Raw genomic sequence first — 17,091 nt, 5'->3', positions numbered from 1 at the left:
TGAATATTTTATAGCAACGATACTCTCTCATGATGCCCCCCATCTCATTCCCTCCGTCGGAGTGCTAAAATATTCCCATACTCAGGTAGCGTTCCCCTGTATCCGGTGCAATACACAGCACCCGCTTGCCGGGGCCGAGCCGGCGTGCTTCCTGCAGCGCGGTCCAGACCGCCGCACCGCCGGACGGACCGATCAAAATCCCTTCCTTGCTGGCCAGCGCCCGCACGGTTTCCAGTGCCGCTTCATCCTCCACCTGGACAATTTCGTCATATATGTCAGTGTTCAGGATTGCCGGGATGAAGCCGGGACTTGTGCCGACCAGCTTATGCGGTCCAGGCTTGCCGCCGGACAGAACCGGGGAGCCGTGCGGCTCAACGACTACAATCCGTATGCCGGGCAGCTCCTTGCGCAGCACCTCGCCCGTGCCTGTAATGGTGCCTCCGGTTCCTGAGGTGGCCACAAACACATCCAGCCGCCCCTCCATCTGCTCCAGTATTTCCGGTGCTGTCGTCGTGCGGTGAATATCCGGGTTGGCCGCATTCTCGAACTGCTGCGGAATAAAGCTGCCCGGAATCGCTGCCCCCAGCTCGAGCGCCTTGGCAATCGCTCCCGGCATCCGCTCGGAAGCCGGTGTCAGCACCACTTCAGCGCCATACGCCTTCAGGATGTTAATTCGTTCCATCGTCATGTTGTCAGGCATGATGAGAATCGCCTTATAACCCTTTGCGGCGGCATTCATCGCCAGGCCGATGCCCGTATTGCCGCTGGTCGGCTCGATAATTGTTCCGCCCGGCTGCAGCCGTCCGTCCAGCTCTGCCTGCAGAATCAGATTATAGGCTGCACGGTCTTTTACACTGCCGCTGGGATTGAACATCTCCAGCTTGACATATACCTCAGCATCATCCGGACCGGTCAGACAGTTCAGCCGTACCGCCGGTGTATCCCCGATCAGCTCAGCAATATTATTTACTACCTTGGATTTCATGCTTACATCCTCCCTTATCCATCATTCTATACATTATACAACTAACGGCGGCCAAGGACCTGTAACCAACAAGTCCCTGACCGCCGCCGTTTATTTAGCCGCTACATTTGCGGATCACTTATTTGTCCTGGACCACCAATAGTACGCCTGCAAAAATGCACGCAGTACCTGCCCAGAAGGACAGCCCGATCTGCTCACCAAGCAGCAGCCATCCCAGCAGCGTACCGACAATCGGCTGCAGGAAGAAAAACAGTCCGCCGCTCGAGGCATTCAGCATCTGCAGGCCGCGGTTCCACAGCAGAAAGCCGCAGGCTGTTGAAATAATCCCCAGATACAGGAGACCGCCCCAGATTGACGGGTGCAGCATAGCCTGAACATCCAGCCTCGGCAGCCGGCCCATTGTGAACGGGGTCAATACAATAAAGGCAACAATGATACTGTAGAACGTGACAACAATCTGTGAATATTGTCCCGGCACTTTTTTTATCAGAACAGACATGAGCGCCCAGGTAAGTGCAGCAACAAGCAGTGATACACCGCCAAGCTGCAGCGAAGAGTCAATATCCCCTGTCCCTACAATTACACCTACGCCGATGGTTGCCAGTACGATTGACAGTGCTTTTTTAAGCGTAATCCGCTCTTTAAGAATGATCCGGGCAAACAGCACCATAAACGCCGGCGTCGTTGAAGTAATGATGGCACCCATATGGGCAGTTGACAGCATCGTGCCAGCTTCCTGGGTCAGGATTGAAATCGTGTTACCGGCCAGGCCAATCATAAGAATCAGCAGCATATCCTTTTTCTCAATACGCCATGACTGCTTTGTCACAACACCGATAATCAGCAGCGCGGCAAGCGCAATCATATAGCGGATCCACACAATTTCAAGCGGCGGCACAATATCAACCACATGTTTTACGACAACATACATACCGCCCCAGATGCTGGCAGCCAAAGATAAATATAATGATCCCAATAACGCCTTCTTGTTCACTTCTGTACCCTCCGTTTGTTAGACAAGCTCCTGGTTGTCCTTAACGGAGTTGCAGTTTTCTGCCGTTAAGGAAGAAGAACTGCAGGTACATCACACTCAAACCGTGGTGCAGCTATCATATAAGCTCAACTCCCTCTCAAAAGGTTAATTTCATTACATTTTACACGAAAGCTATAAATTAGGATAGGGTACGTTTAACCGGAATGTACAGGTCAATCTTAGCCTTTCCTTCAGGGTCCAGGTATGGATTATTCATACAAAACTCAAGGGCATGACGGTCGTCGGGCTCATACCCGCTTTCAGGCAGCCACCCGCCGTACACACTCTGGTACGCAATGGCGAGCTTGTCAATCGTGTCATAGAATTTGTATAGAGCATATACACCGCCGGGTAAATGCCTGAACGCAATGCTTTCATTCCCCTCTGCCGGAAATCCCTCTGGAACCGTTATGCACGCATCATACCTGCATGAATTTTCGTCTGTTACACCAGGATCATCCAGAGAGATGCCGATAAAAGTTTCCGTGGCCGGCAAACCGCTGCTCTGCACCCACGCACCAAGTGTCTCCCACGCCTTATACGTTTCAAGATAACTTCCGACATGCCTTACATAGGCCACTTTACAGTCCTGAAGCTCTTTAAGCTCAATGTTCATTTCCCATACTCTCCTTAGAAAATTATTGCTGGTACTGTTCAAATCATAGTCTTTGGGAGAGGATAAATCCTCCGGATTATTGCCGGAGACTGATGGAATGTTGCTATGTTCGCGGGCTGATTTGCGCATTGCGCTGGGAGTGGTATTATATGCCTTTTTAAAAGCAGCATTGAAACTGGATAACGAACTGAAACCGCACAGGGTTGAGATGTCCAGCATGGTCTTGTTACTTGTGGTCAGGTACGTTACAGCATAATGCAGACGTCTTTCCGTCAAGTAGTTCATTGGACTCTTATGTATAATAGCGGAGAATACTCTGGAAAAATGGTACTTGGAAAAGTTAGACACCTCAGCGAGCATCTCCAGCTTGATGTCTGCGCCGATGTTTTGTTCGATAAATTGCAGAACTGCTCCTATACGATGGTTGTAATCATTGTTCACCAGGTATCCCCCACTTTCTGTCTTCTGCTATTCAGCATAACAAGCAGCAGCCGGTTCATGCAATGAACGAATCACCGGTTGAGGCCGGCAAACGGGCCGGAGTCAAAAAACCGCTCCCCGGAAGATCCGGGAAACGGCCCTGTATGGAACAGCAGCTTACGGGTTAACTGTGATCGTAAAAGTGGATGTGTTATTTTTGATCGGAGTTACCGTGTTGGTAATCTTCAGGTTGTTAAAGACAACTGAGCCGACCGCCGGACCCTGGCCGGGCTCTGCCGATTCGTTAGCCCAAATGCCGACTCCGGACTTGGCGTCAAAGGCATCGCCGCTTTTTTGGGCACCGGTGATGGTAATGTTGGTAAAGATCGTGTCCGCAACCGGGAACTGAGGTGCAGAGCCGACATAGTTGGTCTGAAACATGATGCCATGATAGGTCGGATCAATGATATCCACATCACTAACGCGGATGCCTTGAAACACCTTGGACGCCGAGAACACCCAGATCGCCGGGAAGGTCTGCGAGCCCCAGAAGTGCCCGCCTGCCCGGACAATGGAGATGTTCTGCAGGTTCGTCGTCGGTGTAGCGCCGAAGCCGTTCATCGGGTAGCCAAAATCCAGCGAGCTAATCGTAATACCCGAGTAACACAGTGTATCCGCGATATAGATATTACGGAAGGTATTGGCATAACCGCCGTATACCGCCACACCGGCTGCGCGCCAGGTCAGGATGGACGTCAGATTCTCATATACATTGTCTTTCATATCCGAGCCGCCGGCATCAATGGCCGAAAACAGTGCAAAGCTGTCATCCCCGGTTGCCCGGGCTTCGTTATTGGACACGAGATTATTAGTGCTGCCGTTGGTCATGTTGATGCCATCGGCAAAGGTATTACGGATGCGGGAGTTGCGGATGATCATATAATCGGTATTCGCTCCCCAGTACATGCACACCATATGCTCCGTCCAGATGTTGTCGATCGTTATATTCGCAACGTTAGCGAAGTCGAACACTTTGCCCGGGCCATCGATCCGCGAGGTGTAGTTGCCGAAATAAGCAAAGCCAGTAAAGGTTGATCCGTTCGCCGAGTCAGTCGCCCTGAAGCCGACATCCGTATTGGATTGGCTGGCCGGGGCATAAAACCGGGTATACCACGGGCCGGCTCCGACTACCTTAACCGCTTTGCCGTACACCTGGAACTTGTTGGATGTCTCATAATTGCCTGCAGGCAGATACACCCCTTCAAGCTTGCCGGTTGTATCCATGCGCACTTTGTCCAGGGCATTCTGTACATCCTGATGGGTGAAGCCGGCTGGTACAGCGTACTTGGACGGATCAGGATTTGCTATTGGCGTTACCTGCTCCAGACTGATAAAGTCGATGGCATACTGTGAGGTATTGGCAGCGTCCTTCTGCAGACGGATCGTGCTGCCGGCCGGGATGGTGTTGTCAAACATAATATTCGCCTCATCGTAAATATGGCGCGGCGAGCCTGCACCTGGTAAGTTACCCGGACTGGTTTCGGAGCCGTACAGCCAGGCATATTTGGAAGTCAGATTAATGGCCTTGGTAAATACACCGTTAACATAAATGTTTAATGTTGAATTGATGCCGTCGCCGCTGGCTGAATCGGGAATCGAGAACCGGGTAACCAGTGTATTGGTGCTGGCTCTGGTTGTGAATTCCACATAGCTGCCGGTTGTATTCAGCGTTACCGCTCTTCTGCCGGACGCTTCGCCGGCCAGATCGCCGATATTGCGGTTTGCGGCCAGCTTGACTGCACCGCCGCCGGTGACACCATCCTCTGCTTCATACATGTCATATGGCATATTCGCTCCGCGGCCGATGAACAGCGGGCGTGTCTCGGTGTTGTTGGCCTGCTTGACTGGCAGCTCATTTCCGTCAACGGCAATTTGTGTTTTTACGTTATATTTTCCGTTCACCGCAGTCCAGGTGCCCAGAGTAACAGGTGCTGTGGTGACTCCGCTGTTGATGACACCGCCATAGGAGCCAGTCAGCGTTTTGATGACTGCATTCGTCGAAGCATCCGTCAGAGTCAGTGTAATATTATGTGCGCCGCCCGCCGATGCTGCTGTCCCCTGGTTTTTAATCGCTGCCGTAAAGGTAATGATATTGCCTCCGGCCGGATTTCCCGGTGACCAGCTGACCGCTCCGGTAACCAGATCGGAGCTGGACACGGGTACGACGGTCAATGAAGACGGGCTTGTATAACTGTTATTGGATTCATTAAGCTCGATTACCGTGTTATTTTCGTCTACCTTGGCGCTCACCGCATAAGTCCCTGCATCCTTCGCCCCGATATTCAGCGATACATTGCCTGAAGCACCGGCTGCAAGTGTTCCCGCCTGCGCAGTGCCTGCAAGTGTTGTTCCCAGGTAGAAGTTCACATTCGTTGCTGCGGACGCCGCAGTACCTGTGTTTTTGACTACAGCACTGAGTGTTATAGTATCTGTCTCAACCGGAGCAGCCGGATTCCAGGACAGTGCCGTTATTGTCAGATCCGGATTGGCTGCCGGTGTTCCAAAGATCTGGAACTCCGCAACCTGGCCGGCGCTTGAGCCGGTATTGGCCGTAAACTTCAGCTGCAGCTCGCTGGCCGTAGCGGTAACAGGAATGGTCACCGAATTGCCGGTGGAAGGGTTGAAGGTATAGGCTGCTGACGGTACGATTGTGGAGAATGACGCGTTGTTCTGGTTACGGCCCAGCACCTCTATCGTTTGTGTGCGGGTTGCCCAGGCAGAAGCAGGATTCAGCTTCACAACGACTGAGGTGATATTGGCGTTCGCGCCAAGGTTCACACTGAGTGTATTCGGATAGCTTCCGCCTGCGCCTTCCCAATAAGTGGTCACATCGCCGTCATTGGCATTAGCCGGGACAAAGGTAAAGACAGAGGATGAGGCATTAACGGCTTTACCAATGGCCAGATTGGAGGAGGGAACTGTAGTAGGCGTAGCCGTCGGGGCCGGAGTAACGGTTGCCGTTGGCGTGGGAGCCGTTGTAGGAGCTACTGTCGGAGACGGCGTTGGAGCAGTTGTTGGTGTCACAGTCGGAACCGTAGTCGGTGCAATTGTAGGGGCTGCTGTCGGACTGGCTGTTGGAGCAGATGAGACAGTAAGCACCAGCTGGTCCAGATTCACATTTCCGCTGTCAGCCGCGTCATATTTGTAGGCAATCGTGTTCGTCCCGGCGTTTAGTGTCAATGTCTCACTTCTGACTCCCCAGGTATCCCAGTTTGCCAGATTGGGGAGCTGAGTCTGTCTGATTTTCGTACCATTGACGTAGATGCTGATTGTCTTGGAGCTGCCTGAGGCATTTGCATACCGGAGGGAAGCATCGTAATTTCCTGCTCCTCCTGCAGTAACCGTGAAAGCGGTGGAAGCTCCCTGCGCTAAGTAACCGTCAACAAAAGCGCTGCCCGTATACCCGCTGTGGTCGGTATTGGTCTTGGCACCGCCGCTTAAAGCAGCCGCCTCTGCCTCATACGTTCCCGGTGTGGTCACATTACTGCCGTACACCTCCAGCTCAGATATCTGGGCTGCCGGCCAGCCGGTATTGGCAGTGAAATTGATTTTAATATACCTGACAGTAGCAGCAGTAAAATTAATCGTTACTGTATTGCCGCCCGCCGCCGGATTAAACACATAGCTTGAAGATGCGGCAAGATTGCTGTATGCAGAGTCATTGGTGCTGCCCTGCACGGACAACGTCTGCGTTCTGCTCTCCCAGCCTGCCGGCAGCATCAGCACAACCTGATTAACACTGCTGTTAGCTGCAAGATCCACCTTAATCCATTGCGGAAAAGCATTGCTGGCGCTCTCCCAGTACGTTCCCTGATTGCCGTCATTTGCATTCACCGCCGTGTAGACATCACCGACCGAGCTTGCGGTAATGCTCTTGCCCTGGGCCAGATTCCCCGCCGCAGCGCTTACCTTCGGAAAAATCCCCATCTGGCCCGTAATCAGCAGAGTAATCAGGATATATATCCACATTGACCTTTTAGCACCAGTCCTGGTTCCGGTAAACATGTTCAGCCGCCTCCTGTAAATTGATGGTATTGATTAAAAAGTATGCGCTTACAAATTTATTCCTTGCCCTATCCCCTCCCGGGTCAGCTGTAAATCCTTATTCCTCAAGGTGCTGCGTATCCCCTCTGACTGTCATTGCAATTGCTTCAGACCATGCAGGCACACAACAAAAAGAACGGTTAGCCCCTTGCGTATAAATGCAGAACACAAACCGCAGTCGCAGGATCGGCAGACCGAACTTATGGTGAGGCTATCAGCTAACTAATTATGGTAATAATATAAGGTATAGCCGGGCCGTTATCGATGACCGATTCTATGCGGAGTATGTGCAAAATAACGTACCTGGATGGAATTCTTTTTGCCGCGTGAAGGGTCCTTTACCCCAAAAAAGAACGGCAATAGAAAGACCCCTGCCTTTGCCGGCAGAGGCCTGTGGTCACAAGAGCCCGCTGAAGCTCTCTCTTTGAATGTGATCTTTTTCAAATAGTAGCCTCTGCACTGCTTCACGCTACATTGAATCTGGCCACCAGCCCCTGTAAACCCTGAGCCATCGTACTAAGCGTTCCGGCAGAGGAAGCAATCTGTTCTACGGAAGCCATCTGCTCCTGGGAAGCGGCGGAGACATGCTGTGTACTGGAGGCGGTTGTCTCTGAGATTTCCGTCACCTTGCGGAGGGACTCGACAATCTCATCGGTAGCAGCCGTAATTTCCTCGACTGCACCGGAGACCTCCTGCACCTGTCCGGCCAGTGAATCGATGGAGATACGGATTTCACCGAAGGCATTGCCGGCATTTTCGATAATACCTGTTCCGCCTTGAACCTCGCTGATGCTGGTCTTCATTGTTTTGACGGCGCTCTCGGCATCATTTTGGATACCCGCGGCCACTTTGGCAATCAGATCGGCTGATTCGCCAGACTGTTCAGCCAGCTTGCGGACCTGGTCAGCCACTACAGCAAACCCTCTGCCCTGCTCTCCGGCCCGCGCCGCTTCAATCGCCGCATTGAGGGCAAGCAGGTTGGTTTGTGAGGCAATGCCTTTGATAACCTCGACAATGCTGCCGATTTCCTGCGAACGGTTCACAAATCCGAGAACCTGTCCGGACAATGATTGTATGGAATCATTAATCGAAGCCATCTGGTGTACCGCAGCCTGCAGCGACTTATCCCCGGTAAGGGCATAATCAGCCGAGCGGACTGAAGCGTCTGAAATATCCTGCACACTTGCTGCAATCTGCTGAATCGCTGCGGACATCTCCAGTATGGTTGTCATATTGGTCTGCAGATCGGTCATCTGTTTGTCCGTTCCGGAGGCTACGCTGCCCATGATTCCGGCGATTTTTTCAGTCACAGCTGCTGTCATTCCGCTGTCAGCGGTCAGCTGTGAAGAAGAAGCTGCCAGGCTGTCTGCCGATTTGCTCACTTGCCCGATGATATTCCCCAGATTGCCGGTCATCTGGTTAAAGGTCAACGCCAGCTGCCCGATCTCATCCCTGGTGCGGACCGTAAGCTTGCGGGTCAGATCTGCCCTGCCGTCGGCTATTTCCTGCAGCTGGCTGTTTACATCACGGATCGGCTTCAGAATCCGTCCTGACAGGAGCAGGGCAATCAGCGCAGCCAGCAGCACTGACAGACCTGTTAATCCAAGGCTGATGCCCATTGCTGAACCGCGGTGTGAGGCTGCCTGGCTCTGCGCCGCTGTGATTTCTTTGTTCAATACGTCCTCGAACACAAGCTGCGAATCAATAATCGTATCGAGCGAGAGGTTCGTGAACTCCTTTTGCGCACCCGGGAAATCTCCTGCCTTAGCCAACGCGAAGGCATCCTCCAGCACCGTCAAATAGTTGCTCCATTCCCCTTGAAGCTTAGTTATCCCGGAAAGCTCGGCTTCATTCAGCCCGGCATTCTGGAGCTCTGTAATCGCTGCAGTAATCTCAGGGATGATAGCTTCGTAGGAAGTCAGATAGGTTGTCCGCTCCCCCTCGGTATTGCTCATTACATATCTGGCGGCAAGCCCGTCAGCTGTACGGATCTTATCCGTTAACTGCTGTACCAGATTCAGCTTGCTGTAATTGCGGTTAATCTGCTCCGTCTGCATCGTTGCCTTGCCCTGAAACAGCGTATTGCCGGCAATCGCGACTATAAAAACAATGATAACGGCTGCAAAACCCATCAGAATTTTTGCCCTAATTCCTCTTAACATAAATGTTGCCTCCCCATTATGTAATCTTTTTTGCTCAAACCATTTGAACCTTATGTACTTCCTCACCACTGCCCCAGTGCATATCCTCCAGTCTTTCAGCCTAATGTCCTTATCACCGCTAGTATGTGTCCAGACATTTCCTATGCCCTTTATCCTACATGCCTAGCCTTAAATGAGCCTTAAATAGGCCTGAGTGTGGACTGAACGTTAGCTGAACGAACGGAGCGTCCGGCGGCACGCGCAAAAAAGACCGCTATATCCGGCCAGATGCCGGAAATAGCGGTCTTCTTTTATACATAGTCTTTCAAAATCTATTCGTATAAATTCCCGTTGGCCAGCTGGGCCAGCCGGGTCTGATCCAGCACGCTCAGCCTGCCGCGTTTGCGCTCAATAATCCCTTCGTCGATGAAGCGCCGGACGATCCGGTTCAGGTGCCGGTAGCTGGTACCAAGCAGATCCGCTGTCTCGGTCAGGCTGGAGGTACGGATCTCCTCGACCCGCTGACCGCCAACGGTCTCCTCGAACAGGGACATCAGGTAGCTGGCAAACCGGTTCTCCACCGGATAGAGCAGGTTCAGCGCTGAGGTCTGGCCGAGGGTGTACATTTTGTGGCTCAGCTCCCCCATCAGAAAGCGCAGCAGCGCCGTATTCTCCTCCAGCTCCCTCAGCAGCATCTTCCGCGAGGCTACGAGCAATAGGCTGCTGCCGACAGCCACCACTTCATTTTTGACCGGATATTGCCGCAGCAGCTCTACATCCCCGATCACGGACATCGGCCTGGCGAACCGCACCAGCATTGACTTTCCATTAGGCAAAAGCGTATGAATCTTCAGCTTGCCCTCCATCAGAATGAACATGCTTTCCAGCCGGTCGCCGACGGAGCAGATGACATCACCGTCCCCGTAGCGCCGCAGCTCCATCGCTGCAATGTCAGCGCTGCTGAATATTTTACCCAGACCGTTTCTTTCTGCAAGCTGCCGGACAGCTTCCGGGTCAATGATAGACTGCATTGTATTTCCTCCTTGAAACTTGCCGTTGTACAAGGTTATGCTCCGCACAGGAGCACCAGCATGATGCCCTAACTTTAACACAACCCTCTACAATTCCGAAAGGATGCCGGTCTCAAGGTTATTTTGACGCATTTATATATTGTTGAAGCGCCTGCTGCCCGCGGTGTTGGGAGACGTTAAAAGACGGCCATGCCTGCTGCGACTCTCCCCGCTGGGACCATTTATTGCTAAGCTCCTGCTTGAGCAGATCATCATTCTGTTTACTGAAATCAATTAGCAGCGGAACCGCCTCCCAAGACAATCCGCTCAAGTAAGCGGCATCGATATCTCCGCTGGCCTCATACCGGGCGATATTTTGCGAGGCAATGATCCGGTCCATTCCAATATAGTTCATGAAAACATAGGAGAGCAGACCGAGGGCCACGTACCATTTTATCAGCGGAAAATCCTTCTTGCTAATACGCACAGCCGCGAGAATCAGCAGCAACCCCAGGAAGATCATAAACGCATGCACGAGAAAACGTATCTCTGTATAGCCGTAAGCCTGTTCATACAAAGCAAGCCGGGAGTAGGCCGAATACAGCATCACTACCGAGCACAGAACGAGAATATACAGCAGTACGCGGATGACAGCGAGCAGTCTGGCTTTAGCCTTGGGCAGGGCAAGTAGAGACAGCAGGAGCAGGCCGAAATTAATCGACGTCACCATAATCAGCTCAAAAAATCCGCTCCGCGCATAATCGGCATACGTACTTCCCGTCGGCAAGGCCCCCTCCCATGCACCGAACAGATAGGAGAACTGGACACTTACAAACAGCACATAGACTGCATTAACGGCCATCAGGACGGTTGTAGCAATTACCGGATCAACAGAGAACTCGAAGGGTTCCATCTGCGGTTCCCCTTCCTTCGGTACGATAACCGGCCGTTCTGTGCGTTTGTATGCAACAAACCCCCATAAATAGCTGAACAACCCGATTCCCAGCAACACACTCCACAGCGTCCGGCCGAAGCCTTCACTGAAGGAAATACGCTCCAGCAGCTCCGGGAATTTGTTGAGAATCTGGTGGAAAACACCGTCTGCCGAGGAGAGCAGCGAGACTACGATCAGCAGCAGCGGACAGGAAATCAGCAGACCGGCCAGCACTTTAAGGTAGACTTGTTTACGTTCGTTTTTCATGCCTTCTCCGCCAGATTTGCGGATTGTGGTGAACACTGTAGGCCAGTGGCGCGGACCCTGGGCAAAAAAATGCTCCAGCGCCGCGCCAACCAGCTGAATTCCGCTCCAGGAAGGCCGGCGGTAGCTGAGCAGATAGGTCATATGTAAAAGAATCAGCCCCGGAAGCACCAGGAAATTAAGCCCGAAGAAAAACCAGCTGGAAAATAGCATAAAGGTCATCGCGAGCAGAAAAATGGCTGTCAGCCATACATAGTCGAACCATTTCAGCGGACGCAGCTGCTCCCTCGCATAGTACAGCATGAAACAATAGAACAGGACGACAAAAATCGGATACGAAACTCCGGGCTTCTGTGCATAAAATAAATACTGGTGCACGATTGCGAGCAGCAGTGCCGCAGCCAGCGCGGAAAGCGCAGACCTCGGAATAATGGGAACTTTCTCTTCCATGGGAACTCCCTCCAGTTTTCACTTTCTTAACCTGATTCTAGCTGATAAAATAAGAAGAAAAAGAGAAAAAATAATCTTCTCATTTCCTATTTTATTGAACGGAGCTGCTGGAATGAAGCTGCACAGCCAATTTTTGAAGCTGCACTCCCGGCATGGCGGAGCTGCTGAAGCTTCCGTTACCCTGGATGAGCTGGCCCATACACTGGGCTGCACCCACCGCAACGCGCTAAATGTCATTAACAAGCTTGCCGGACAGGGCTGGATCTGCTGGACCCCCAGCCGGGGGCGGGGGCGGCGCTCCTCTCTGAAGTTCCTCGCGGGAGCCGAAGAGGTTGCGCTGAGCTCCATGATGCAGGCTATCAGCAGCAGCGACATCCGCACCGCCGTCGAAGGCATCCGCGGGCATGCCCGCTCTTCCTCTCTGCAGGATACCCTGCAGGGCTGGCTGCTGGCCTATTTCGGCTATCACTCCGAGCAGCGCAGTGACAAGCGGATTGATACGCTGCGGCTTCCGGTCAGGCAGCAGCTGCATAATCTGGACCCGCTGTATATGAATCTGCTGGCGGAGTCCTTTGTGTCCAGCCATATATTTGACGGTCTGGTGGCCCGCAGCGGCGGACAAGAGCGGATTAACCCCGGCCTGGCCCACACTTGGGATACCAATGAGCCGCGCACTGTCTGGACCTTCCATCTGCGCAAGGATGTGCTGTTCCATCACGGAAAAGTACTCGCCGCTGAGGATGTTGTCTTTTCATTCGAGCGGATGATGATAACCTCGCAGCGGATGTTGTACAGCAACATTTTTAAAGACATTTGGGAAGTGAAGGCGCTTAATCCGGGAACCGTGCGTTTCCTGCTGAAGCAGCCGAACGAGCTGTTTCTCCCTTTCCTGTGTACCAGCCGGGCGGCAATTGTGCCGCGTGATCTGGAGACAGCCTTGGCCGGCAGCTTCGGACGCAGACCCGTAGGGACCGGCCCGTTCAAGCTGGTGGAGATGAATGAGGACCTGTGCACGCTGGAGGTGTTTCCTTATTATTTTCAGGGCCGGGCCCACCTGGACCGGGTGGAGATTCTTCATGTTCCGTGGAACATCGCTACAGCTGCACCAGAGACAAGCTCAGCATTTCATATCGTCCACAATCCTTCCGCCGGCAGTTCAGCTGAATGGAGCCGGATTCATTCGGATTATTCGGTACGTAAATTCGTGACCTGCAATACAAAGAAAAAAGGCCCGCTCAGCGACCCGCTGATCCGCGCGGATGTACTTGCCTGCCTGAGCGCCGGGAGTGATTCGCTTGGCAAGTCTCCGGTTGATTCTGATACTGTCCGTGCAGGTAATGATGCCGCTGCAACGGCACTGCAGATTGCAACGATTCCGCAGTATGCCGGAGATGCCGAAGCGGTCGCCGCAAAGCTGAACGGCTGCGGATATTGTTGCCGCGTATTATCCGTTTCTCCGGAAGAATTCAAAGGTCCGGTGCGCCTGCAGGCCGACCTGATTGTCTTCTCGCTATTACGTGATCAGGATGAGCAGCTGCGGCTGTTCGACCTCTACTCTACTATGGTACAGCATTTGGAGCCGCGGACACGGGCAGATATCGAGGGCAGACTGCGCCTGATCGCCCGTGAGCCGGATAATGAAGCCAGAGCGGCAGGCTTCCGGGAAATTGAGGACAGCCTGCGCGAGAAGCATCAGCTGCATATTTTGTACGAAAAACCGGCTGAAACCGCCTACCTCCCCTCTGTCCGCGGGGTTACCTTTAACAGCCAGGGCTGGGTGGATCTGCGCCATTTGTGGTTTCCGCCTGAGCTGTAACTCTGGTTCTATGAGCAAAATTGGTAAATCCAGCTGTAGTTCGGGTATATTAAGATTACTATGTTTATAGCGGAGGGAGATATGGAATGAGACTAGCAGAAGCACTTGTGTTGCGGGCAGACTGCCAGCGGAAGGTGGCGCAGCTGAAGCAGCGCCTCGGAAGAGTCATTAAGGTTCAGGAAGGAGATCAGCCTTCCGAGCCGCCGGCTGAGCTGCTTCAGGAGCTGAAGCTGACCTTGGATGAACTCGCGGTCTGGGTGAAGAAGATCAACAAAACGAACTCCCTGAGTCCGTTCAATGCTGAACTCACCCTGTCAGAGGCACTGGCTGAACGGGAGCGGATTATGCAGCACCGCAATATCTTGAATGAGCTGCTTAATGAAGCTTCGATCAAACAGGAGCGTTACGGCCGGCAGGAGGTCAAATTTTATACAACGATTGAAGTCACTGCCCTGCAGAAGGAAGTCGACGAACTGTCCAAGCAATACCGTGAGCTCGATTTCCGGATTCAGGAGAAGAACTGGAGCACGGATCTGATAGAGTAATAGTAATATATGAAGGCAAGTTGGTAGCCGGACACATACAGGTGAGCACAACCCGCCAACAGGGTATGTTGGACCTCCAAAGATAGAAGCAGGGCCATCTATAACCTAACTAATTAGCCCAATAATGTAACAAGAGTGCGCGATAGCATGTAACCAGGCTGAATTTGTTTAAATGTTAACTACCATGTGCTGATGTATGCTTCCGGTGAGGGCGGGTTCGGGGACTTGTTAGCTTCAATAGGCGTAAAAATAGCGGCAGCCGGGAAGTGTTCCTTCCGGCTGCCGCTTTTGTGTTAGTAAGGGCGTCACTGTTCAACGTTTAGTTGGATTTTTGCTACTTAGATTCTTCATTTCCGCTCACTTCTAGAGATTAAATGGAAAATTGCTACTTATTTTCGGCTATATTCCCCATTTGGAGCGGAAACAGTAAAATTAAGTGACGTTATTCCAACTAGATTCCTCCTCCCGGCATTTTGCCCGGAAATAGATGACGAATTTCCACTTAGTTCCCATCGCCACACTGTGCAGCACCCTCTTGTGGTGATTATGCAAACCATCTTAGTACGGTAATTCTTGTATTCTTCTCATCTACGGTTGCCCGGCTATTCTGCAACCTTATCCGTTGCTGTAACAGTCTGAGCCGCAGCGTCCCACTTCACATCCATGTTCAAGCCTTCGGAGATGAACCGCACCGGTACCAGCGTCCGGTTATTAACGATCTGGGCAGGGACGTCCAGCGTAACGGCTGTTCCGTTGACGTACGCGGTTTTGCTGCCGATGGTCATCGTAATGGTTGTGCTGCCTTTTACGGCAGTGATCTTCTTCGCGGTCTGATCCCAAGTCACTTCAGCGCCCAGCGCATTGAAAATTGCACTGACCGGTACAAGCACCCGGCCGTCTTTGTTCAGCGGAAGCTGATCCTGGAAGCTGACAGCGGAGCCGTTCAGCGAAACTGTAATCGCCTTGCTGCCGGAGGAAGCTGCTGTTGATGTAGAGCCGGCCGAGCCGGCTGTACCCGCCGTTCCAGCCGTTGCCGTGCTGCCTTTGGTTGCCACAACCTCCGGCAGCGGCGTAACCTCCAGACCCAGCTGCTCCTGCAGATTGGCCAGCCTGTTCAGGGCAAAGGTCATCAGTGACCCTGCGGCCATCGTGCCCATGCCTTGTCCGCCGCCTGCGCCCTGGTTACCGGCAGCTGCCGGTGCGGTAGCGCCCGTTCCTCCCGCAGCTGCTGTACTGCCTGCCGCCGCTGTGCCGGTAGCTGTTGCTCCGGCTGCCGTGGTCCCGCCAGCCGTGCCGGCTTGTCCGGCCGCTGCAGCATCAGGCCGCGCCGGCGGGGTTCCATCCGTACCGGATGGAGGCATCATATTGGCTCCGCCGCCCATCATGCCGCCGCTGCCCATAGTATCGGCTGTATAAGCCACGTTGTTCTCAAACTGATCCATCGTGTAGAACTTGGTCGGATCAGCCTGAACGTAAGGTCTGATCAATGTGGCAAGTCCGGTAATCCGGTCCTGGATACCTTCCAGGTAAGTTACCAGCTCAGCTACATAACCGTCATACTTCGTTTTGTATTCCGGCACCTCAAGCAGATTGCCAATCAGCGGTACCTGATCCACATCGATGCCGAGTGTCGGTGTATCGACCGAAGCAGTCACGGCATTGGTTGCGGATGTTGCTGCAGTTGTACCAGATGTGCCCGTTGTAATACTTACTCCTGCAGTTCCGGCTGATGTACCGTCCGTTCCAGCAGCAGCGGTTGCACCGGTAGCCGCAATTCCAGCTGTTCCAGCCGCGCCCTGCATTCTTCCTCCGCCGCCACCGGTGGAATACCCGTTAAAGCTCATATTCATATCCCACGGAATGACGGTGTATTTACCGGCCGCATCTCCGTACAGAAGATAGTTATGGCCTTTATCGCCGTTATAGCTGTCGTAGTTCCCCAGCACGGCATTAGCGGCAATGTATTTCAGTGCGGAATCGACGTCCAGCACACTCTCAATCTCGCCTTTTTCCCCGTCCGGCATGGCGTTCAGCACACTGATGAAATTTTTCAGCGAGGCTTTATCATCCTCAGTGCCGGCGTCATACGTCAATGTTTCATATTCGCCGTCTTCCTCATACTGGAGATAGCTTTTCTCTTCGGTATCATACAGAACGCCGCTATCCGCATCTTCACCAAAATTACGCTCCAGATAGCTGTCATCCACGGACTCAACACCAATATAGAAACCATACAGCTCGCCGTTGACATACAGATTCGTGAACACCGTCAGCGGCACATCCTCACCAATCGCCCGCAGCGCCTCATAGTGCAGATACTCCCGCAGGAACGACGGGTCCGAGTAGCTGTTGTTCAGCACCATTTTATCCAGGCCCATCAGCGTCTGTGTCTTGTCATACTTGTCGAACTTCAGCCGGAAGCTGTACCGGTCGGAGTCCGTCATCGCCGCCACCGACTTCAGGGTCAGATTACCCTTGGTTGAAAAGCCCACATTCTCCAGCACCGTACCATCCACATCTACCGTTATACTTTTATATTCTTTTTCCAGGGGATTGGCCAGAATGCTCTCCCAGTCCTCATCGTCAATCGTCACTTTTACATTAATCACTTTATCCGGTGTGAACAGGGATTCATAGGCCTGGCTTACCCCTGCTTCAGCGGCAAAAGCTGCAGACGGGCTGCCCGTAACGCCTCCCACCGATGCTACTACCGCAAGCGACAATGTTGTCAGCATCACTTTCTTGAACAACCTCTTCATTCGCAAAATGTGTA

Annotated in this window: 10 protein-coding genes; 2 read left to right on the top strand and 8 right to left on the bottom strand. The window is 52.8% G+C overall.

Going from position 1 to position 17,091, the window contains the following annotated elements:
• Window positions 1-64 precede the first annotated feature (64 nt).
• The 7 genes from cysK to NST84_RS11700 form a co-directional block, all read right to left on the bottom strand.
• Complete coding sequence (gene cysK / locus NST84_RS11730) at window positions 65-985, bottom strand: cysteine synthase A (RefSeq protein WP_342565743.1); 921 nt, start codon at window positions 983-985, stop codon at window positions 65-67.
• Window positions 986-1,103: 118 nt separating this feature from the next.
• Window positions 1,104-1,979: a DMT family transporter gene (locus tag NST84_RS11725; RefSeq protein WP_342565742.1), complete on the bottom strand. Its 876-nt coding sequence runs from the start codon at window positions 1,977-1,979 to the stop codon at window positions 1,104-1,106.
• A 178-nt stretch (window positions 1,980-2,157) separates the two neighbouring features.
• Window positions 2,158-3,075, bottom strand: a complete 918-nt coding sequence (locus NST84_RS11720) for an AraC family transcriptional regulator (RefSeq protein ID WP_342565741.1) — start codon at window positions 3,073-3,075, stop codon at window positions 2,158-2,160.
• A 156-nt stretch (window positions 3,076-3,231) separates the two neighbouring features.
• Complete coding sequence (locus tag NST84_RS11715) at window positions 3,232-7,083, bottom strand: discoidin domain-containing protein (RefSeq protein ID WP_342565740.1); 3,852 nt, start codon at window positions 7,081-7,083, stop codon at window positions 3,232-3,234.
• A 539-nt stretch (window positions 7,084-7,622) separates the two neighbouring features.
• Window positions 7,623-9,320: a methyl-accepting chemotaxis protein gene (locus tag NST84_RS11710; protein WP_342565739.1), complete on the bottom strand. Its 1,698-nt coding sequence runs from the start codon at window positions 9,318-9,320 to the stop codon at window positions 7,623-7,625.
• Between the two features lie 311 nt (window positions 9,321-9,631).
• Window positions 9,632-10,330, bottom strand: a complete 699-nt coding sequence (locus tag NST84_RS11705) for a cyclic nucleotide-binding domain-containing protein (protein WP_342565738.1) — start codon at window positions 10,328-10,330, stop codon at window positions 9,632-9,634.
• Window positions 10,331-10,448: 118 nt separating this feature from the next.
• Complete coding sequence (locus NST84_RS11700; protein WP_342565737.1) at window positions 10,449-11,957, bottom strand: DUF4173 domain-containing protein; 1,509 nt, start codon at window positions 11,955-11,957, stop codon at window positions 10,449-10,451.
• A 112-nt stretch (window positions 11,958-12,069) separates the two neighbouring features.
• Between NST84_RS11700 and NST84_RS11695 the strand changes: the two genes are divergently transcribed.
• Both NST84_RS11695 and NST84_RS11690 read left to right on the top strand, forming a co-directional pair.
• Window positions 12,070-13,773 carry an ABC transporter substrate-binding protein gene (locus NST84_RS11695; RefSeq protein WP_342565736.1) on the top strand — a complete coding sequence of 568 codons (1,704 nt, stop codon included), beginning with the start codon at window positions 12,070-12,072 and terminating at the stop codon, window positions 13,771-13,773.
• 86 nt (window positions 13,774-13,859) lie between these two features.
• A complete protein-coding gene (locus tag NST84_RS11690; protein WP_342565735.1) occupies window positions 13,860-14,318 on the top strand; it encodes a DIP1984 family protein in 459 nt (152 codons plus the stop codon).
• A gap of 602 nt (window positions 14,319-14,920) precedes the next feature.
• On the opposite strand, the gene NST84_RS11685 is transcribed toward NST84_RS11690, so the two are convergent.
• Complete coding sequence (locus NST84_RS11685) at window positions 14,921-17,077, bottom strand: CotH kinase family protein (RefSeq protein ID WP_342565734.1); 2,157 nt, start codon at window positions 17,075-17,077, stop codon at window positions 14,921-14,923.
• Between the last annotated feature and the right edge of the window lie 14 nt (window positions 17,078-17,091).

The sequence above is a fragment of the Paenibacillus sp. FSL R7-0345 genome (assembly GCF_038595055.1).
Classification (GTDB): Bacteria; Bacillota; Bacilli; order Paenibacillales; family Paenibacillaceae; genus Paenibacillus_AQ.
Note: the sequence above shows the minus strand (reverse complement) of the source record. Positions and strands in the feature narration are given on the sequence as shown.